The sequence below is a fragment of the Klebsiella sp. LY genome (assembly GCF_004010915.1).
GTDB classification, from domain to species: Bacteria; Pseudomonadota; Gammaproteobacteria; order Enterobacterales; family Enterobacteriaceae; genus Klebsiella; species Klebsiella quasipneumoniae.
In genome coordinates, this window is record NZ_CP022444.1 from 831,339 (window position 1) to 852,500 (window position 21,162).

General features: G+C 60.8%; 14 protein-coding genes. 9 read left to right on the top strand and 5 right to left on the bottom strand.

Going from position 1 to position 21,162, the window contains the following annotated elements:
• Nucleotides 1–257 precede the first annotated feature (257 nt).
• Nucleotides 258–1,841, top strand: coding sequence for a TerC family protein (locus tag CE636_RS06895; RefSeq protein WP_017899368.1), 1,584 nt, complete (start codon nucleotides 258–260; stop codon nucleotides 1,839–1,841).
• Nucleotides 1,842–2,257: 416 nt separating this feature from the next.
• On the opposite strand, the gene asmA is transcribed toward CE636_RS06895, so the two are convergent.
• The 4 genes from asmA to alkA all read right to left on the bottom strand — a co-directional run bounded on the left by asmA (nucleotide 2,258) and on the right by alkA (nucleotide 6,412).
• Nucleotides 2,258–4,105: an outer membrane assembly protein AsmA gene (gene asmA / locus CE636_RS06900; RefSeq protein WP_017899367.1), complete on the bottom strand. Its 1,848-nt coding sequence runs from the start codon at nucleotides 4,103–4,105 to the stop codon at nucleotides 2,258–2,260.
• Nucleotides 4,106–4,135: 30 nt separating this feature from the next.
• The gene (dcd, locus tag CE636_RS06905) at nucleotides 4,136–4,717 is read right to left on the bottom strand and encodes a dCTP deaminase (RefSeq protein ID WP_004151145.1); all 582 of its coding nucleotides are present in this window, start codon (nucleotides 4,715–4,717) and stop codon (nucleotides 4,136–4,138) included.
• A 90-nt stretch (nucleotides 4,718–4,807) separates the two neighbouring features.
• Nucleotides 4,808–5,449, bottom strand: coding sequence for a uridine kinase (udk, locus tag CE636_RS06910; RefSeq protein WP_002912442.1), 642 nt, complete (start codon nucleotides 5,447–5,449; stop codon nucleotides 4,808–4,810).
• 114 nt (nucleotides 5,450–5,563) lie between these two features.
• The gene (alkA, locus tag CE636_RS06915) at nucleotides 5,564–6,412 is read right to left on the bottom strand and encodes a DNA-3-methyladenine glycosylase 2 (protein WP_017899366.1); all 849 of its coding nucleotides are present in this window, start codon (nucleotides 6,410–6,412) and stop codon (nucleotides 5,564–5,566) included.
• A 137-nt stretch (nucleotides 6,413–6,549) separates the two neighbouring features.
• Here alkA and yegD point away from each other — a divergent pair, with 137 nt between their 5' ends.
• The 5 genes from yegD to CE636_RS06935 all read left to right on the top strand — a co-directional run bounded on the left by yegD (nucleotide 6,550) and on the right by CE636_RS06935 (nucleotide 11,875).
• On the top strand, nucleotides 6,550–7,902 hold the full coding sequence (gene yegD / locus CE636_RS06920) for a molecular chaperone (RefSeq protein ID WP_004201546.1): 1,353 nt from the start codon (nucleotides 6,550–6,552) through the stop codon (nucleotides 7,900–7,902).
• Nucleotides 7,903–8,190: 288 nt separating this feature from the next.
• Nucleotides 8,191–10,047 carry a sensor histidine kinase gene (locus tag CE636_RS06925; RefSeq protein WP_025999156.1) on the top strand — a complete coding sequence of 619 codons (1,857 nt, stop codon included), beginning with the start codon at nucleotides 8,191–8,193 and terminating at the stop codon, nucleotides 10,045–10,047.
• Nucleotides 10,048–10,061: 14 nt separating this feature from the next.
• Nucleotides 10,062–10,769 (top strand): response regulator transcription factor, encoded by a 708-nt coding sequence (locus CE636_RS06930; protein WP_017899363.1) that lies wholly within the window; start codon nucleotides 10,062–10,064, stop codon nucleotides 10,767–10,769.
• 237 nt (nucleotides 10,770–11,006) lie between these two features.
• Complete coding sequence (locus CE636_RS28600) at nucleotides 11,007–11,147, top strand: small membrane protein (protein ID WP_004146563.1); 141 nt, start codon at nucleotides 11,007–11,009, stop codon at nucleotides 11,145–11,147.
• 116 nt (nucleotides 11,148–11,263) lie between these two features.
• A complete protein-coding gene (locus tag CE636_RS06935; RefSeq protein ID WP_004201550.1) occupies nucleotides 11,264–11,875 on the top strand; it encodes a helix-turn-helix transcriptional regulator in 612 nt (203 codons plus the stop codon).
• Nucleotides 11,876–12,148: 273 nt separating this feature from the next.
• On the opposite strand, the gene CE636_RS06940 is transcribed toward CE636_RS06935, so the two are convergent.
• On the bottom strand, nucleotides 12,149–13,423 hold the full coding sequence (locus CE636_RS06940; protein ID WP_017899362.1) for a dicarboxylate/amino acid:cation symporter: 1,275 nt from the start codon (nucleotides 13,421–13,423) through the stop codon (nucleotides 12,149–12,151).
• 300 nt (nucleotides 13,424–13,723) lie between these two features.
• Between CE636_RS06940 and CE636_RS06945 the strand changes: the two genes are divergently transcribed.
• Genes CE636_RS06945 through mdtC form a run of 3 tightly spaced genes read left to right on the top strand, consistent with a single transcriptional unit; the run spans nucleotide 13,724 to nucleotide 21,162 of the window.
• Nucleotides 13,724–14,962, top strand: coding sequence for an MdtA/MuxA family multidrug efflux RND transporter periplasmic adaptor subunit (locus CE636_RS06945; protein ID WP_004201552.1), 1,239 nt, complete (start codon nucleotides 13,724–13,726; stop codon nucleotides 14,960–14,962).
• Nucleotides 14,962–18,084 carry an MdtB/MuxB family multidrug efflux RND transporter permease subunit gene (locus CE636_RS06950; protein WP_017899361.1) on the top strand — a complete coding sequence of 1,041 codons (3,123 nt, stop codon included), beginning with the start codon at nucleotides 14,962–14,964 and terminating at the stop codon, nucleotides 18,082–18,084. The genes CE636_RS06945 and CE636_RS06950 overlap by 1 nt, the downstream gene beginning before the upstream one ends.
• Complete coding sequence (mdtC, locus tag CE636_RS06955) at nucleotides 18,085–21,162, top strand: multidrug efflux RND transporter permease subunit MdtC (protein ID WP_004201555.1); 3,078 nt, start codon at nucleotides 18,085–18,087, stop codon at nucleotides 21,160–21,162.

Here is a 21,162-nt window from a genome sequence, read left to right on the forward strand (position 1 = left end):
TGGGATGAAGCCCTTTTACCGCCCTCGCTGATACGCAGCTGAAGGAGTTCTGATACCGGCTCGCTTATTCCAGAGCAGTGGCCATGGTGTTATTTTTTCACTGTTCTTTACCGGAACATAATTCTTATCGGTTCGCTTTATGTGCTGGAAATATATCCATCCATGGCAGGGCGATATCCGCGTCGTTATTGCATTTTAGACTCATCTTATCCATGATCGTGGTAACACATACCGCAGTCGTACAGGTTTTAATACATATGGAATGGATTGCCGATCCGTCAATCTGGGCAGGTCTCGTCACGCTGGTGGTTATCGAACTGGTGTTGGGCATCGATAACCTGGTCTTTATCGCTATCCTCGCCGAGAAACTCCCGCCCGCCCAGCGCGACCGCGCGCGGATCACTGGTCTGATGCTGGCGATGGTCATGCGTCTCCTGCTGCTGGCCTCTATCTCCTGGCTGGTCACCCTAACCAAACCGTTAATTGCTTTTCGCGACTTCAGCTTCAGCGCCCGCGATTTAATTATGCTGTTTGGCGGCTTATTCCTGCTGTTCAAAGCGACCGTTGAGCTTAATGAGCGGCTGGAGGGGAAAGACAGCGATAACCCCACCCAGCGCAAAGGGGCGAAATTCTGGGCCGTGGTGGCGCAGATCGTGGTGCTCGACGCCATTTTCTCCCTCGACTCGGTGATCACCGCCGTCGGCATGGTCGACCACCTGGCGGTGATGATGGCCGCCGTGGTTATCGCCATCAGCCTGATGCTGTTGGCCAGCAAGGCGCTGACGCGCTTTGTTAACAGCCATCCGACCATCGTAATCCTCTGTCTGAGCTTCCTGCTGATGATCGGCTTCAGCCTGATTGCTGAAGGCTTCAGCTTTATTATTCCGAAAGGCTATTTATATGCGGCAATTGGCTTCTCGGTGATGATTGAAGCCCTTAACCAGCTGGCGCTGTTTAACCGCCGTCGCTTTCTTTCCGCCAATATGACGCTGCGTCAACGCACCACCGAGGCGGTGATGAGCCTGCTGAGCGGTCAGAAAGAAAAAGCTGAACTGGATGCTGACACGGCGTCGCTGGTCGCCGATCAGGATCATCATCCACTGTTTAATCCGCAGGAACGCTTGATGATTGAGCGGGTGCTGAACCTGAATCAGCGCAGCGTCAGCAGTATTATGACCTCCCGCCATGATATCGAGCGCATCAACCTCAGTGCGCCGGAGGAAGAGATCCGCAGCCTGGTGGAAAAAAATCAGCATACCCGCCTGGTGGTGACCGGCGGGAAAGATAATGAAGACCTGCTGGGAGTGGTACATGTTATCGACCTGCTCCAGCAGTCCCTGCGCCAGGAGCCGCTGGATCTGCAGGCGCTGGTGCGGCAGCCGCTGGTCTTTCCGGAGGGGCTGCCGCTCCTCTCCGCGCTCGAGCAGTTCCGTCAGGCCCGCACCCACTTTGCCTTTGTGGTGGACGAGTTTGGCTCCGTCGAGGGGATTGTGACCCTGAGCGACGTGATGGAGACTATCGCCGGCAATCTGCCCAACGAGGTGGAGGAGATCGACGCCCGACATGATATTCAGCATCATCAGGACGGTTCGTGGACAGTTAACGGCCATATGCCGCTGGAGGATCTGGTGCAGTACGTTCCGCTGCCACTGGATGATAAACGTGAGTACCACACCGTTGCCGGTCTGCTGATGGAGTATCTGCAGCATGTGCCGCAGGTGGGGGAAACCATTGAGATTGACGGTTATACCCTGCGCACGCTGCAGGTCGACAGCCATCGGGTGCAAAAGGTGCAGATCGTCCCGCCGGTAAAGCAGGATGAGCTGGATTATGAGGTGTAATCCTAAGGGATAAATAACGGCCCGGGGTATCCCGGGCCGTAAAATTGATAGCCAGGGACCCTGTTTATTGCCTGATGGCGCTTCGCTTATCAGGCCTAAGGAATGGCGACACAAACCGGGGAATTACCCCCTGACGCACAACCCAGGCCGCGTCAGGCGTAGCCGCCGCCCGGCATTAAGGTGACATCACACTTTGACGATATTCTCTCATCACGGGGAATTGATGCTCTACAGCCGCCACACTGCCTGATGGCGCTTCGCTTATCAGGCCTACGGGAGGGCGACACAGACCGGGGAATTACCCCTATCGCACAACCCTGGCCGGATCAGGCGTAGCCGCCGCCCGGCATTAACGTGACATCACACTTTGACGACAATGACACAGCCCGGAAGTCCCGGGCTGCTGGTCTGGACGATTACAGCTTATCGAGCAGTTTTTTGGCGTCTTTGCTCTCTTTGCTACCTTTATTACGTTCGACCCAGTCGTTGAGGCGCTGCTTCGCTTCATCCTGCAGTTGTTTGCGCAGGATCTGGTCGACCTGCAGGCTGTAGCTCAGCGACTGCCAGTCGCCATAGATGCGCAGCGGGATAGCGGTCTGTTTCAGGCGGTCGATAAGTTTGCCCTCGCCTTTCCAGCCGCCGAGCACGCGCACGTTAAAGCGCATATCGCAGTTCTCTTTCTGCAAATCAAGCTGACCTTCGCCGGTCATCGCCATCACATCGGACTGCCCCTGCAGGCGGTTCAGCGTCACCAGCCCGTTATCCAGCGTCAGCTGGCTGCTCACGGCATCCAGGCGGGTGGCATTGTCATAGTTTTCCTGCGCCCGCACGTTGGTGCTGCGCTCCACGGCCTGTTGCACCAGCTGCTGGAAGTTAAGTCCTTCGGTTCGGGTATCGGTCATCTGGAGCTGTGCCTGGCCCTGCCAGTGACGGCGGAAATCATCCGCGTCAATGCGCGTTCCGGAAAACTCGCCGGTCAGTGACAGCTTGCCGGTCAGGCTTAATGAATAGTTGAAGGCTTTGATCAGCGAACCAATCTCCACGTTCTGCAGCGCCGGCTGGAACGTCGCCTGCGGCGTGTCGCCGCGGGCATCAAGGGTTCCGGGGAGGGAGAGCTGGCCACCGTCGAGGGTGCCCTGCATTTTGCTGACCGTCAGTAGCCCCTGCTGATTGCTGATTTCGCTCTGCACCTGGGTGAAGTTCAGGCCGCGCCACTGCAGCTGGTCGGCGCTCAGGGCCATCCGGCCGTTAAAACCGCGCAGGCTCTGATAATCTTCGCGCTCATCGCTGTCGGCGATCACCGGACGCAGCGGTCGCGTCTGGCTCTGGCCCTGCTGGCTGGCGCTGCTGTCGGTCGCCGGCGAAGAGGATGCCAGCAGACTGTCAAGATTCAGGGTGGTGGCGTGCAGATCCAATGACCAGTCCGGGCGGTCTCCCAGCACCACGCTGCCGTTGCCGATGAGGGTGCTGCCGCTGGCCATCAGGTTCAGATTATCAAAGCGCAGGGTCTTGCTATCTTCCTGCCAGCTGGCCTGCAGGCTCCCCTGACCATTGATGCCGTCGGGGGGCAGCCCGGCGCCGCGCAGCTGCCAGCTGAGCTGGCTAAAGTCGGCTTTTAACGAGTGCGGATAGTCGCCACCCTGCACGGTGGCGGAGAAGCTCAGCGCCAGGTCGCGCTGGTCGCGGTTGACGCGGCCGGAGAAATCGACGGTGGCCCGGTGGTTCTCATCCTGCTCCATCTGCAGGCGGATGTCGCGCACGGTCACCTGCTCGCCGTTCTCATGCTGGAAGAAGAGCACGCTGTCGGCCACCTGCAGCTGGCGCACGTCGTAGGACCATCCGCGGTCCTCCGGTGCCAGCGGCAGGGTGTTGTCATGCGGCACCACCGGCGCGGCGCTGTCGCGAACCGCCTCGGTTTTCGGGGTCAGCTGGATCACCGCCCCCTTGAGCATCACCTGCTTCACCTGCAGCTGGTGCGAAAGCAGCGGCAACAGCGCCACGTCGAGGCGCATGTTGTCGGCGCGGATCACCGGCTCTTCGGCGCCTCGGGCGGTCAGCGTCATGCGTCCGCTGAGAATGCTGAGCTGCGGCCAGACGTGCCAGCGCAACGGGCCATCGAGTTCAAGCTGATAACCGCTGCGCTCTGCCACCTGATGCACCATATAGGCGCGAAAATCGTTGGGATTGACCAGCAATACCAACGAGGTAAGCCCGGCGACAATGACCGCCAGCAGGATCATCAGCGTTGTCAGTATTCGTCTCATGGCACCCTCAGCAACACCCCGTTGACGTTATCAATCCTTGTCGATTCGGCTCGCCACCGCGCCCTGTTGGTCGCGATATTTGGCGTCTTCACGGCGATTATATGGCCGCGCCGCCGGGCCCGATAAGGGTTCAAAGCTCAGCGCGCCGATGGGCATCCCCGGGCGCAGCGCCAGCGGCAGTTTGCCGGAGTTGTAGAACTCAAGCACGATGCAGCCAGACCAGCCCGGGTCGATGCGGTGCGCAGTCACGTGCACCATCAGCCCCAGGCGCGCCAGCGAGGAGCGTCCGTCAAGCCAGCCCACCAGGTCGGCAGGCAGGGTGACCGACTCGTAGGTCACCGCCAGCGCCAGTTCGCCTGGATGTAGGAAAAAGGCCTCCCCTTCCGGCAGTACGATCTCTTCGCTCATCACGCGGTCCAGCGCGGCGCTGACCTCGGCCTTCGGGCCGCTTAAATCGATAAACGGCGCCGTGTGGCCGCGGAAGGTGCGGAATTTATTACCCAGCCGTACATCAACCGTCGCGCCATTAATACGCTCAACGGGCGGGCGCGGATTGATGGCCAGTCGCCCTTCATCCAACCAGGCTTCGATATCTCGGTCACACAGACGCATGGGCTTTCTCCTTATAAGGCTGCTTCCCGCACGCTTCGCGGCGGAGAGGGCAACAGGGCTACTCTTTGCACGTTACACAATTCGGCCAGGTTATTCAAAGAACTGACTGATTTTGGCCTTCAGAATATCAATCGCGATGCGGTTTTTGCCGCCGCGCGGCACGATGATGTCGGCATACTGCTTCGACGGCTCAATAAACTGCAGGAACATCGGGCGCACGGTTTTCTGATACTGGGCCATCACCGAGTCCATGGAGCGGCCGCGCTCGTTAACGTCGCGCTTAATGCGGCGCATCAGGCAAATATCGAGCGGGGTGTCGACGAAAATAGAGAAGTTGAGCTCGTTACGCAGACGCGCGTCGGTCAGCAGCAGGATCCCTTCAAGAATAATCACCTTCTTCGGCTCGACGTGAATGGTGTTCGGCGTGCGGGTATGCTCGACGTAGCTGTAGACCGGCAGTTCAATCGGCTGGCCGCTTTTCAGCATCTGCAGGTGCTGGAACAACAGACTGTGGTCCATTGAGCTCGGGTGGTCATAGTTGGTTTTGACGCGCTCTTCCATCGACAGATGACTTTGATCTTTGTAATAGCTGTCTTCCGGAATGACGCCAATATGTTCGTCGCCAACTTGTTCACGCAATTCGCGATAGAGAGTACTGGCGATAAGACTTTTGCCAGAAGCCGATGCGCCGGCGATACCTACAATGACGCACTGATGGGACATATCAGTCATAAATTTTTGCGACCTGATTAACCTGGATAGAGATGGAGGGTGGCGGCGGACCGCCAAACGCGGCAATTATAGGGATTTCAGCGTCCCGATACCAGTGGTATGCGCCCCGGACGGCTATTCCGCCGCCGGCGCCCAGTCATCGGTATACCAGATATGCAACAGCGCATAAGATCGCATCGGCTGCCAGCGGCGGGCATAGCGGGCGATGGCGGCTGGCGTCATTCCCGGAAAGCGCTGTTTAATCAGGTAGTCGTCCGGCAAAAAGATATCCTTCGCCTGCCAGCCGCGCAGGGCAAAGTAGTTTGCCGTCCAGCGGCCAATCCCGGGCAAAGTCTGCAGCTGACGCAGCCCGGCGTCGATGTCCGCTGGCGCCGTCAGGGGCAGCTCGCCGCTGAGCGCCGCCCGGGCGAGGTGGATCAGCGCCTCCGCGCGGCGAAGCGGCATCCCCAGCGCCTTCAGCCCCTGCGGATCGGCCCGGGAGAGCGCCTCCGGCGTCGGAAATAAGACATAGCCGGGGGCGTCCGCCAGCGGTTCGCCCCAGCCGGCCGCCACTTTGGCGGTGAGCCGGGCGGCCATCGCCACGCTCACCAGCTGGCCGAGCACCGCGCGCACCGCCTGTTCGAAAGCGTCCAGCGCCCCGGGCAGGCGCAGCCCCGGTCGCGCCTGTGCCAGGTCGCCCAGCGTGCGAGCGACCTGCTGCGGGTCGCAGGCCAGATCGAACAGCTGGCCAATTCGCGCATAGCAGATCTCAGCCACCGGCTGCAGCCCCGGGGAGAGCGTCACCCGCAGGCCCTGCGCCTCCTCGTCCGGCACCAGATGAATCAGCCCGCCGTGGCCTGCTACGCGAAAGCTGCGGCTGTAGCCGCCGTCATGAAAACGCTCGACGCCAGCGACCGCACGCGCCTGCAGAAAACCAACCATCCACGCCCAGTCGTAAGGCGGGGTCCAGGGTAACAGCACCATAAGCTCTCCTTTATATAGCGTTTCAATGATAGTCGCCCTTCACCGTCAGCGCCTTGCTTTTAAATTCCGGTTGTCGCCATGACGGCGATCCGCTAAAGTCGCCCCCCTTCTTCACCGGCATGGGGATTTTGCAGACGATGTTTATTGGTTTTGACTACGGCACCGCCAACTGTTCGGTGGCCGTGATGCGGGAAAACAAGCCCCAGCTGTTGACGCTGGAAAACGGCAGCGCCCTGCTGCCCTCGATGCTCTGCGCGCCGACGCGCGAAGCGGTCAGCGAGTGGCTCTATCGCCATCATGACGTCCCCACCCACAGCGATGAAAACCAGGCGCTGCTGCGCCGGGCGATTGCCGCCAACCGCGACGAAGACATCGAGGTGCTGCGCAACAGCGTGCAGTTCGGCCTCGCCTCACTGCATCAATATGTTGAAGATCCGCAAGAGGTCTACTTCGTTAAATCGCCAAAGTCCTTCCTCGGCGCCAGCGGCCTCAAGCCGCAGCAGGTGGCCCTGTTTGAAGACCTGGTCTGCGCCATGATGCTGCACATCAAACTGCAGGCGGAAAGCCAGCTGCCCGAGCAGATTGACCAGGCGGTGATTGGCCGACCGATTAACTTCCAGGGCCTCGGCGGCGACGACGCCAACGCCCAGGCGCAGGGGATCCTTGAGCGGGCCGCCCTTCGCGCCGGTTTTCGCGACGTGGTCTTCCAGTTTGAACCGGTGGCCGCCGGCCTGGATTTCGAAGCTACCCTCAATGAAGAGAAGCGGGTGCTGGTCGTCGATATCGGCGGCGGCACCACCGACTGTTCCCTGCTGCTGATGGGCCCGCAGTGGCGGGAGCGCGCCGACCGCCAGCAGAGCCTGCTCGGCCACAGCGGCTGCCGCATCGGCGGTAACGACCTCGACATTGCCCTGGCCTTTAAATGCCTGATGCCCCTTCTCGGCATGGGCGGCGAAACGGAGAAAGGCACCGCGCTGCCGATCCTCCCGTGGTGGAATGCGGTGGCGATCAACGACGTCCCGGCGCAGAGCGATTTCTACAGTACCGCCAATGGCCGACTGCTGAACGATCTGCTGCGCAGCGCCCGGGATGCCGATAAGGTGGCCCTGCTGCTGAAGGTCTGGCGTCAGCGTCTGAGCTATCGCCTGGTGCGCAGCGCCGAAGAGAGCAAAATCGCCCTCTCCAGCGCCGCCCGCGTTGAGACCGCGCTGCCGTTTATTCAGGACGAGCTGGCTACCGATATCGCTCAGCAGGGTCTGGAAGCGGCGCTGGATCAGCCTCTGGCCCGCATTATGGAGCAGGTGCAGCTCGCCCTCGACAGCAGCCAGACCACCCCGGATGTGATCTATCTTACCGGCGGTAGCGCCCGCTCGCCGCTGATCAAAAAGGCGCTGGCGGCCCGGCTGCCCGGTATTCCGCTGGCCGGTGGCGATGATTTTGGCTCGGTAACCGCCGGGCTGGCCCGCTGGGCGCAGGTGGTTTTCCGCTAGTCCCCCCCGGCGCTGCCGCGCAGCAGGTCTGTCCTGATCGTGGCGCTGCAGATTACGCTGGAATATTCCTGGTCTCCCACGCAAAATGGCCTGTTCTTCCGGACAGGCCTGTCCACCTTCCTCCGCTTCCGGGGGCGTATTATCCATACCGTAGCCAGTCGTCTGCGGTCAGTAATCTTTGCATGCCGCAAGGGGGCGTGATTGAAAAGGGTGTCTGCGATCTTCGCGGCGGTCCGGCGTTGCCGGCCGCAGTTCCTGGCAGGCTGGCTGGTCAGCTGCGGATTGCTCTTGCTGCTGGCCGCCCCACAGGCGCAGGCGGCGCCCCGACAACTGGGGACGGATATCCCCGTCGAATGGTACGCGGACGACAGCGGCCAGATGACCATCGATCGCTTTGCCGGCCTGCCCGTGGACCAGCTCGCCACCACCCGGCAGATCCCCTCCTTCGGCTATTCACGCAAAACCCTGTGGCTGCGCAGCGAGCTGCCTGGCAGCTGGTTTGCCGACGAGTCGCGCTGGCTGCAGATTGGTCCCTCTTTCGTCGACCACCTGACTCTCTATTACCGGCCACTGGGCAGCGACGCGCCGTGGACAGCGCGTACCTTTGGCGACCGCGACCCGGCCCGCGAGAGCGATCTTCACTATCGGGAAAGCGTGCTGATCCTCCCTCCGCCGCCGACCGCCGCCGGCTATGAGATAGTCTTTCGTCTGCAGAGCACCAGCACTCTGATCCTGCTGGCCTCGCTCTCTTCGCCGCAGGCCTATGTGCAACGGGCCGCCGCCGACACCGCCTTCTGGAGCTTCTATTTTGGTCTCGCGGCGGTCGCCAGCGGCGTGGCGCTGTGGCTGGCCCTGGCCCTGCGCCGGCGTCTGCTATGGGGCATCTGCTTCTTCTCGCTCAATTATCCGCTGGTGGCTGCCCTGCACGGCTTCCCGGAGTGGTTCTTCGGCCACGCCGCGCTGCCCTTCCAGGATTTTATGATCAGTAGCCTCTCCCTGTTCAGCTATGCCACCGCCCTCTGGCTGCACAGTGAGATATTCGATTTAAAGAAAAATATGCCGCGGCTTTACCGGCTGCTGATCGCCGCCGTGGTGCTCAACCTGCTGCTGCAGGTCAGTATTCCGCTGGGTTTTTACGGCCTCGCGATGCAGATTGAAGGAGTGATCTTTATCATTATCACTCCGGTGTTGCTGTTCACCTCCTGGTGGCTGTGGCGCAAAAAAGCTATCGACCGCAACACCCTCCTGCTGGGGCTCCTGCCGCCGTTCTATGTCGCCGCCGCGGTGCTGGTGCAGCTGTCGATCCACGGTATTATCCCGTTTCATATGGCGATCTATTCCCTCTGGCAGTATGCGCTGATCGTCCACATCATTACGGTGCTGATCATTGCCATCCTGCGGGTGCGGGCTGAAAACCGCCAGCTGGAGCAGAAGCAGCGCCTGGCGCGCGAGCTGCAGATTGAGCGCGAGGCCAGCTTCCACCAGCGGCAGTTTATGGGCATGGTGGCGCACGAATTCCGCACCCCGCTGGCGGTGATCCAGGCGGCGCTGGAGAATCTCCGCCTCTCGGCGGCCTCCGCCAGCCAGGAGGCGCGCTTCGATCGCATCGGCCGCGCCGCCACCCGTCTGGTACAGCTCACCGATAACTGCCTCGCCGACGCGCGCCTCGCCTCCCACGATCTACACGTTGACCGCCAGCAGACCGCCCTGCTGGCGGTGATCAACATGGCCGCCTCGGTGGTAGCCATCTCCCATGATCACTACCTGAACATCCGCCATCACGGCGCGGTGGAAAGCCCCCAGCTGCAGGCCGATGCCGGTCTGCTGTGCATCGCCATCGCTAACCTGCTGGATAACGCGGTCAAGTATTCGCCGCCGGGCGAAATCACCATCGATATTCACGCTGATGCCGGGCAAACAGAGCTGCGCATTCGCGACTACGGCCCTGGGCTCCCCGCCGGACAGGCGGAACTGATCTTTGAGCGCTATCGCCGCGGGGAACATACGTCGCCGGTGCCGGGCGGCACCGGTCTCGGACTGTATGTTGCGCGTCAGATCGTGCAGGCTCATGATGGCAAACTGTGGCTGGCCGAGCATGGCCCGGACGGCTGCACCTTTATTCTCACCCTCCCCACGGTTGCTTAAGAGGAGAACGACGCATGGCTTTACGGCTGGCGATAATTGAAGATAACCCCGATCTGCTGGATGAACTGCTGGCCTGGTTGGGCTATCGCGGCTTCGAGGTATGGGGGACGCGGAGCGCTGAGGCCTTCTGGCGGCAACTGCACAGCCATCCGGTGGACATCGTGCTGATTGATATCGGTCTGCCCGGCGAGGATGGCTTCAGCGTGCTGAGCTACCTGCACGAGCTGGGGCACTACGGTCTGGTGGTGGTCAGCGCCCGCGGCCAACAGCAGGATAAACTGCAGGCGCTGAGCCTCGGGGCCGATGCCTATCTGATCAAGCCGGTTAACTTCGCCCATCTCGCGGAGACCCTGACCGCCCTCGGCGCCCGCCTGCAGCAGGATCGGCCGGCCCCTCAGCAGCCAGAGATGGCCAGCGCCGCCCCCGCTCCCGCTCCCGCTACCGGACTGTGGCGTCTGCATGAGGATAAACTGATCTCCCCAGACGCCCGGACGCTGGAATTAACCCAGCAGGAATATCGCCTGGTGGAACTCTTAATGCGCAATCGCAACGAAGTGTGTAGCAAACTGGATCTTCATGCTTGCCTGTTTGCCCATGAAAGCGAGCCTGACCTGCACCGTATCGACGTGGTGGTTAGCCGCCTGCGCCACAAGGCTCGCCAGCAGGGGATCCACCTGCCCGTACGCGCAATCTTTGGTAAGGGGCTGGCTTTTATCTCCTGAACGACGGGGCATGTCGGCGGCCGCGCGGGATATGAATGACTCGCAAGTGTTAATTTTTCTCATTTTCTGAGAGAAATGAGAGGAATGAGACTGACGATGACCTTAAGAACTTTCTTATAGTGCTACTACATCAGGATGATGTCGTATGATTTTCATCGGACAGAAAAGCATATAACAAAACGTATTAGCCGTTCGCGGCAAATTCTGACACCATGCAACACAAACAAGGTATAAACAATGGCCATGCAAACGTGGTTAGTTTTATTGCTATGCATTTTTTTCTTCAGCATCTCTGTATACAGTTTTATTTCCTATCTGAAAGACAGGAGACGGCAGAAATTTACCTTTAACGATAAGCGTTCAATGCGTCGTAAATAATTCACTGTAGAATAATAAAAACATATTGTAGGTACTTTAATACAGTCAACACACCGCATACGCCCGGAGGATGTGTCACAGCATGGCGTTATGTTTTTGCGTAAGGAAATAACGCCATGAGAAACATTAATGTCACCATCAACACCCGCAATACCTTTGTCCGTGAATCGCTGATGGCTATGGTCAATGACCTCACGCAGGGCGAAATACGGGCGCGTTTTTCCTGGCGTAATAATGACCTGTCAGGGGAAGATATCATCATTTGCGAAGTGATCCCCGGCGAAATCTACCTGTGCAATACGCTGATTAAAAACAGGAAAAAAGGCAGCTCGCTGATTATCCTCCACAGCTACGACCAGTTGCCGGAAGATGATTTCATGATTAACTGCCTGAAAGGGGTTATTTTTGTTTCGCTAAAAACCGCCAGTATTCCGCAACTGCTGACGATCATTAAAAGCGAGCTCCAGCATTGTATGAGCCCGTCAGCCACCGACGCCGCGGGTCGGGAACTCAGCTGCGCCAGCTGCCCGCACCGCGTGCTGTCGCGCTCGCAGACCGCCGTGGTGCACGGTATTCTCGAAGGGATGGATATGAGTAAAATCGCCGCTCTGCAGCGCGTCAGTCCCCGTACCGCCGCCTATCATAAAAATAAGATTATGGAAAAATACAGTCTGAATAATAACCATGACTTTTTCCAGTTTATGAATCTGTTACGAGAGCGCTGGTAGGTAAATAGCGAGCAGAAGAGAATAAGATATTCGCCTGGCGATATTGTCGTAAATCCGAAAATAGCCACAGGATGCTAAAAAAGCGCCAGCGCTGCCAGACATAACGTTAAACTCTGACGCTTCCTCGGTATAAAGACGTTACCGCGCGCCTTTATATAAGAAAAAAGACTATTTACGAGGAAAACTGATACTTCGTCACATTGCCCCTGACGTGCCTGTCAGGGGTCTTTTTTCGGCGTGGAATGGCGCCCTCTGCGCGAGGGCGCGGCAGGATCAGGCTTCCACTTTCTCCACTTGCCAGTCCGGCTGCCCTTCCTCGTCGGTCAGCAGACCTTCGTTTTTCGACAGCATAGCGGTGGCGATGCCGTTACCCAGTACGTTGATGGCGGAGCGCCCCATATCGAGGAAATGGTCGATGCCCATCAGCAGCAGGATCCCGGCAACCGGGATATGGAAGCTGGGGATAGTGGCCGCCAGCACCACCAGCGCCGAGCGCGGTACCCCGGCGATGCCTTTCGAGGCCAGCATCAGGGTCAACATCATGACCGTAATCTCGCTGAAGCTCAGCGGCACGTTGTAGGCCTGGGCGATAAACATCGCGGCGAAGGAGCAGTAGACCATCGAGCCGACGAGATTAAACGAGTAGCCAATCGGCAGAACGAACGAGACGATATTGCGCGAGCACCCAAACTTCACCAGCCGTTCGAGGGTCTTCGGATAGGCCGCCTCCGAGCTGCTGGTGGTAAAGGCTACCAGCACCGGATCTTTCAGCATGTTCAGCAGACGGAAGACCTCTTTCTTCAGCACCATATAGCCGACGGCAATCAGCACCGCGCTGGTCAACAGCACCGCCAGGTAATAACCGCCGATGAACGAAGCGTAGTTGAGTAAAATCCCCAACCCCTGCGAGGCAATCACCGACGAGATGGCGGCGAAGATGGCCAGCGGCGCAACGTACATCACATAGCCGGTCACCTTCAGCATAATGTGCGACACCACGTTAAGGGCCGCCACCAGCGGAGCATTAAACTTCTCGCCCAGCGACGCGCCGGCGATGCCAAAGAACATCGAGAACACCACGATCTGCAGGATCTCGTTGTTGGCCATCGCCTCGGTGATGCTGGTAGGGATGGTATGCGACAGGAACCCTTTCAGGGTCATGCCGCTGACCGCCAGGCCGGTATCCACCGCCTCTTTCGGTACCGTCAGGTTCAGCCCGGCGCCCGGGTGCTGGAAGGTGACGATCACCAGCCCGACGAGAATGGATAATACCGATGAAGTGATAAACCACACCATCGCCTTACCGCCCACCCGGCCGATGGTCGCCGTCTCGCCGAGACGCATGATCCCGACCGTCAGGGTGCTGAACACCAAGGGCGCGATAACCATTTTGATTAAGCGCAGAAACAGATCGGTCAGCAGCGTGATGTTGTCTGCCCAGGCGGAGATAGTAGTCGGCGTCGCGTAGGCATGGATAGCCGCGCCGGAGAGGATCCCCATCAGCATAAAAACGACGATGAAGAGCGTGAGTTTGTTTGCGTTTGCCACAGCAATGACCCCTGATTATTTAACACGTTGATTTTTAAGTGCATATTTTATTATTATGAGAATGCACTGATTTATTCACCGCATAAATCTAATTAAAGCCCCCGCGGATACAACTATTTTTTGCTTTTTTAAACTAAAAGTTGATATCACACCGGAAATCAGCGGCGAGAACGCCCGGCGTCGCCGCCGTTATCCAGACATTTCTCAACCTTCTTTTCATAATTCCTCCATTTTTACGGCCCCTTCCCTCACTAAACTAGTATCATTCAGCGAAACGCTTCAGGATGAGACCGTAAACTAATGAAAGGCAGTAACATACGTCGTTGGGGCGCCGCGCTGGCGGTAGTGATTATCGCCGGGGCCGCCTACTGGTTCTGGCACGATCGTGGAACGAGCGGCAGCGGGACGCCCGCCGCCGGGCAGGGTCCGCAGGGGCCGGGTGGCGCGCGCCATGGCCGCTTTGGCGGCGCGCTGGCGCCGGTGCAGGCCGCCACCGCGACCGAACAAGCGGTCCCGCGCTATCTCACCGGGCTGGGTACCGTGACGGCAGCCAATACCGTCACCGTGCGCAGCCGGGTCGACGGCCAGCTGCTTAGCCTTCACTTCCAGGAGGGTCAGCAGGTCAAAGCCGGCGATCTGCTGGCGCAGATCGATCCCAGCCAGTTTAAAGTCGCCCTCGCCCAGGCGCAGGGTCAGCTGGCGAAAGATAACGCCACTCTGGCGAATGCCCGCCGCGATCTCGCCCGTTACCAGCAGCTGGTGAAAACCAATCTCGTCTCCCGCCAGGAGCTCGACACCCAGCAGTCGCTGGTGGTGGAATCCGCTGGCACCGTAAAAGCCGATGAAGCAGCCGTCGCCAGCGCCCAGCTGCAGCTCGACTGGACGCGCATTACCGCGCCGATCGACGGCCGCGTCGGCTTAAAGCAGGTGGATATCGGCAACCAAATTTCCAGCGGGGATACCACCGGGATTGTGGTTCTCACCCAGACGCATCCGATCGACGTGGTCTTTACCCTGCCGGAAAACAGCATCGCCACGGTGGTGCAGGCGCAGAAAGCGGGTAAAGCGCTCAGCGTCGAAGCCTGGGACCGCACCAATAAGCAGAAAATCAGCGTCGGGGAGCTGCTGAGCCTCGACAACCAGATCGATGCGACCACCGGGACCATCAAGCTGAAGGCGCGCTTCAGCAATCTGGACGACGCCCTGTTTCCCAACCAGTTCGTTAACGCCCGCCTGCTGGTGGACACCCAGCAGAACGCGGTAGTCATCCCTGCCGCCGCCCTGCAGATGGGCAACGAAGGGCATTTTGTATGGGTGCTGAACGATGAGAATAAGGTCAGCAAACACAGCGTCACCCCGGGGATCCAGGACAGCCAGAAAGTGGTCATCAGCGCCGGGCTTTCCGCCGGGGATCGCGTGGTCACCGACGGGATTGACCGCCTGACCGAGGGGGCGAAGGTGGAAGTTGTCACCGCCAGCGGCAGCGAGCAGGCGCAGCCCGCCCCGCGCCAGAGCGGTAAACACGGAGCGCGTTCCTGATGCAGGTGTTACCCCCAGGCCGCACTGGCGGCCCGTCCCGGCTGTTTATTATGCGTCCGGTGGCCACCACTCTGCTGATGGTGGCGATCCTGTTAGCCGGGATCATCGGCTACCGCTTTCTGCCGGTCTCCGCGTTACCGGAGGTGGATTACCCGACCATTCAGGTAGTCACCCTCTATCCGGGCGCCAGCCCGGACGTGGTGACCTCCGCCATCACCGCCCCGCTGGAACGCCAGTTCGGCCAGATGTCCGGGCTTAAGCAGATGTCATCGCAAAGTTCCGGCGGCGCCTCGGTCGTCACGCTCCAGTTCCAGCTGACCCTGCCGCTGGACGTTGCCGAGCAGGAAGTGCAGGCGGCCATCAACGCCGCCACCAACCTGCTGCCGAACGATCTACCCAACCCGCCGGTCTACAGCAAGGTGAACCCGGCGGATCCGCCGATCATGACCCTCGCCGTTACCTCCTCCGCGATCCCGATGACCCAGGTAGAGGATATGGTGGAGACGCGGGTGGCGCAGAAGATCTCTCAGGTTTCCGGCGTCGGTCTGGTGACCCTCGCCGGCGGCCAGCGCCCGGCGGTGCGGGTGAAGCTTAACGCCCAGGCCATCGCCGCCCTCGGCCTGACCAGCGAAACCGTGCGCACCGCCATCACCAGCGCCAACGTTAACTCGGCGAAAGGCAGCCTCGACGGCCCGGCCCGCGCGGTAACGCTTTCCGCTAACGATCAGATGCAGTCCGCTGAGGATTACCGCCGCCTGATTATCGCTTATCAGAACGGGGCGCCGATCCGGCTCGGCGATGTCGCCAGCGTCGAACAAGGGGCCGAAAACAGCTGGCTCGGGGCGTGGGCCAACCAGCAGCGGGCGATCGTGATGAACGTCCAGCGCCAGCCGGGGGCCAACATTATCGACACCGCCGACAGCATTCGCCAGATGCTGCCGCAGCTTACCGAGAGCCTGCCGAAATCGGTGAAGGTGCAGGTTCTCTCCGACCGGACCACCAACATCCGCGCCTCGGTGCGCGACACCCAGTTTGAGCTGATGCTGGCCATCGCCCTGGTGGTGATGATCATCTACCTGTTCCTGCGCAACGTGCCGGCGACCATTATTCCCGGCGTCGCGGTGCCGCTGTCGCTGGTGGGCACCTTCGCGGTGATGGTGTTCCTCGACTTCTCGATCAACAACCTGACGCTGATGGCCCTGACCATCGCCACCGGCTTTGTGGTGGATGACGCCATCGTGGTGATCGAGAACATCTCGCGCTATATCGAGAAAGGCGAGAAGCCGCTGGCCGCTGCGCTGAAAGGCGCGGGAGAAATCGGCTTCACCATCATCTCCCTCACCTTCTCGCTGATCGCGGTGCTGATCCCGCTGCTGTTTATGGGCGATATCGTCGGCCGCCTGTTCCGCGAATTCGCCGTTACCCTCGCCGTCGCCATCCTGATCTCGGCGGTGGTCTCCCTGACCCTGACGCCGATGATGTGCGCCCGCATGTTAAGCCACGAATCGCTGCGTAAGCAGAACCGCTTCTCGCGGGCCAGCGAGCGCTTCTTTGACCGGGTGATCGCCGTCTATGGCCGCTGGCTGAGCCGGGTGCTGAACCATCCTTGGCTGACGCTCGGCGTCGCCCTGAGCACCCTGGCGCTGTCGATCCTCCTGTGGGTCTTTATCCCGAAAGGCTTTTTCCCGATCCAGGATAACGGCATTATCCAGGGCACCCTCCAGGCGCCGCAGTCGGTCTCCTTCGCCAGTATGGCCCAGCGCCAGCAGCAGGTTTCCGACATTATTCTCAAGGATCCGGCGGTGGAGAGCCTGACCTCGTTCGTCGGCGTCGACGGCACCAACCCGGCGCTGAACAGCGCCCGCCTGCAGATCAACCTCAAGCCGCTGGATGAACGCGACGACCGCGTCCAGACGGTGATTAGCCGTCTGCAGCAGGCGGTGGCCGGTGTCCCGGGCGTGGCGCTCTATCTGCAGCCGACCCAGGATCTGACCATCGACACCACGGTGAGTCGCACCCAGTACCAGTTCACTCTGCAGGCGAACTCCCTCGAGGCGTTGAGCACCTGGGTGCCGCCGCTGCTCAGTCGCCTGCAGGCCCAGCCGCAGCTGGCCGACGTCAGCAGCGACTGGCAGGACAAAGGCCTGGCCGCCTATATCAAGGTGGACAGGGACAGCGCCAGCCGCCTCGGCATCTCGATGGCCGATGTCGATAACGCGCTGTACAACGCCTTCGGCCAGCGGCTGATCTCCACCATTTACACCCAGGCGAATCAGTATCGCGTGGTGCTAGAGCAGGATACCGAGGCGACCCCGGGCCTGGCGGCGCTGGATAATATCCGCCTGACCAGCAGCGACGGCGGCATCGTGCCGCTGACCGCCATCGCCACGGTGGAGCAGCGCTTTACCCCGCTGTCGGTGAACCACCTCGATCAGTTCCCGGTGACCACCATCTCGTTTAACGTTCCGGACAACTACTCGCTGGGCGAAGCGGTAGAGGCAATCCTCACCGCCGAACAGTCGCTGGATTTCCCGAGCGATATTCGCACTCAGTTCCAGGGCAGCTCGCTGGCCTTCCAGTCGGCGCTGGGCAGCACCGTCTGGCTGGTCGTGGCCGCGGTGGTGGCGATGTATATCGTCCTGGGGGTGCTATATGAGAGCTTTATCCATCCGATCACCATTCTCTCCACTCTGCCCACGGCCGGGGTCGGGGCGCTGCTGGCGCTGTGGCTGGCGGGCAGCGAGCTGGACGTGATCGCCATCATCGGCATCATTCTGCTGATCGGCATCGTGAAGAAGAACGCCATCATGATGATCGACTTCGCGCTGGCCGCCGAGCGCGAGCAGGGCATGCCGCCGCGGGAGGCGATCTACCAGGCCTGTCTGCTCCGCTTCCGACCGATCCTGATGACCACCCTCGCCGCCCTGCTCGGCGCCCTGCCGCTGATGCTGAGCACCGGCGTCGGCGCGGAGCTGCGGCGTCCGTTGGGGATCGGCATGGTTGGCGGCCTGATGCTCAGCCAGGTGCTGACCCTGTTCACCACCCCGGTGATCTATCTGCTGTTCGACCGCCTGTCGCTGCACCTGAAGCGCCGCTTCCCGCGTCAGGAAGAGGAGGCGTAAGTGAAGTTTTTCGCCCTCTTCATTTACCGCCCGGTGGCGACGATCCTCATCTCGCTGGCCATCACCCTGTGCGGCATTCTCGGCTTCCGGCTGCTGCCGGTGGCCCCGCTGCCGCAGGTCGATTTCCCGGTGATTATGGTCAGCGCCTCGCTGCCGGGGGCCTCGCCGGAGACCATGGCCTCGTCGGTGGCCACCCCGCTGGAGCGCTCCCTGGGGCGGATTGCCGGGGTCAATGAGATGACCTCCTCCAGTTCACTCGGCAGCACCCGCATCATTCTCGAGTTTAACTTCGACCGCGATATCAACGGCGCGGCGCGCGATGTCCAGGCAGCGATCAACGCCGCGCAAAGTCTGCTGCCGAGCGGGATGCCCAGCCGGCCGACCTACCGCAAAGCCAACCCGTCGGATGCGCCGATCATGATCCTGACGCTGACCTCCGACACCTACTCCCAGGGTGAGCTGTATGATTTCGCCTCCACCCAGCTGGCGCAGACCATCGCGCAGATTGACGGCGTCGGCGATGTCGACGTCGGCGGCAGCTCCCTGCCGGCGGTGCGCGTCGACCTCAACCCGCAGGCGCTGTTCAACCAGGGCGTGTCGCTGGACGCGGTGCGCACCGCCATCAGCGACGCCAACGTGCGCAAGCCGCAGGGGGCGCTGGAGGACAGCGCCCACCGCTGGCAGGTGCATACCAACGATGAGCTGAAGACCGCCGCCGACTATCAGCCGCTGATCGTCCACTACCAGAATGGCGCCGCGGTGCGGCTGGGGGATGTTGCCACCGTCTCAGATTCGGTGCAGGACGTGCGCAACGCCGGGATGACCAACGCCAAGCCGGCGATCCTGCTGATGATCCGCAAACTGCCGGAAGCCAATATCATTCAGACGGTGGACAGCATCCGCGCCCGCCTGCCGGAGCTACAGCAGACCATCCCGGCGGCCATCGACCTGCAGATCGCCCAGGATCGCTCGCCGACCATCCGCGCCTCGCTGGAGGAGGTGGAGCAGACGCTGGTGATTTCGGTGGCGCTGGTGATCCTGGTGGTGTTCCTGTTCCTGCGCTCCGGACGCGCCACGCTGATCCCCGCCGTCGCCGTTCCGGTTTCCTTAATCGGCACCTTCGCCGCGATGTACTTATGCGGTTTCAGCCTCAATAACCTGTCGCTGATGGCCCTGACTATCGCCACCGGCTTCGTGGTGGATGACGCCATCGTGGTGCTGGAGAATATCTCCCGCCATCTGGAGGCGGGGATGAAACCGCTGCAGGCGGCGCTGCAGGGAAGCCGCGAGGTCGGCTTTACCGTCCTGTCGATGAGCTTGTCGCTGGTGGCGGTGTTTCTGCCGCTGCTGCTGATGGGCGGCCTGCCCGGCCGCCTGCTGCGCGAGTTCGCCGTCACCCTGTCGGTGGCGATCGGCATCTCGCTGGCGGTCTCCCTCACCCTGACGCCGATGATGTGCGGCTGGCTGCTGAAAAGCGGCAAACCCCACCAGCCGACGCGCAACCGCGGCTTTGGCCGCCTGCTGGTGGCTGTACAGGGCGGCTATGGTAAATCGTTAAAATGGGTGCTGAAGCACAGCCGCCTGACCGGCCTGGTGGTGCTGGGCACCATCGCCCTCAGCGTCTGGCTCTATATCTCGATCCCGAAAACCTTCTTCCCGGAGCAGGACACCGGCGTGCTGATGGGCGGCATTCAGGCCGACCAGAGCATCTCCTTTCAGGCGATGCGCGGCAAGCTGCAGGACTTTATGAAAATCATTCGCGAAGATCCGGCGGTGGATAACGTCACCGGATTTACCGGCGGCTCGCGGGTCAACAGCGGGATGATGTTTATCACCCTCAAGCCGCGCGACCAGCGCCACGAGACGGCGCAGCAGGTGATTGACCGGCTGCGCAAAAAGCTGGCCAACGAGCCCGGGGCTAACCTGTTCCTGATGGCGGTGCAGGATATCCGCGTCGGCGGCCGGCAGTCGAACGCCAGCTATCAGTACACCCTGCTGTCCGATGACCTGTCGGCGCTGCGCGAGTGGGAGCCGAAGATCCGCAAAGCGCTGGCGGCGCTGCCTGAGCTGGCGGACGTCAACTCGGATCAGCAGGACAATGGCGCCGAAATGGACCTGGTCTATGACCGGGATACCATGTCGCGCCTCGGCATCAGCGTTCAGGACGCTAACAACCTGCTGAACAACGCCTTCGGCCAGCGGCAGATCTCCACCATCTACCAGCCGCTTAACCAGTACAAGGTGGTGATGGAGGTGGATCCGGCCTACACCCAGGACGTCAGCGCCCTGGATAAGATGTTTGTCATCAACAGCGAGGGCAAGCCGATCCCGCTGGCCTACTTCGCCAAATGGCAGCCGGCCAACGCCCCGCTGTCGGTGAACCACCAGGGGCTGTCGGCGGCGTCCACAATCTCCTTTAACCTGCCCACCGGCCGCTCGCTGTCGGAAGCCAGCGAGGCGATTAACCGCGCGATGACCCAGCTCGGGGTGCCGTCCACCGTACGTGGCTCCTTTGCCGGTACCGCTCAGGTGTTCCAGCAGACCATGAACGCGCAGGTGATCCTGATCCTCGCGGCCATTGCCACGGTCTATATCGTGCTGGGGATGCTCTACGAGAGCTATGTACATCCGTTGACCATCCTTTCGACGCTACCCTCCGCCGGGGTGGGCGCGCTGCTGGCGCTGGAGATATTCGATGCCCCGTTCAGCCTAATCGCCCTTATCGGGATCATGTTATTAATTGGCATCGTGAAGAAAAACGCCATCATGATGGTTGATTTTGCCCTTGAGGCGCAGCGCACCGGCAACCTGACGCCGGAAGAGGCGATTTTCCAGGCCTGTCTGCTGCGTTTCCGGCCGATTATGATGACCACCCTCGCCGCGCTGTTCGGCGCCCTGCCGCTGGTGCTCTCCGGCGGCGACGGCTCCGAACTGCGCCAGCCGCTGGGGATCACTATCGTCGGCGGCCTGGTGATGAGCCAGCTGTTAACGCTCTACACCACGCCGGTGGTCTATCTTTTCTTTGACCGTTTGCGGCTGCGTTTTTCGCGTCATTCCACTCAACCGGTAAGCGAATAA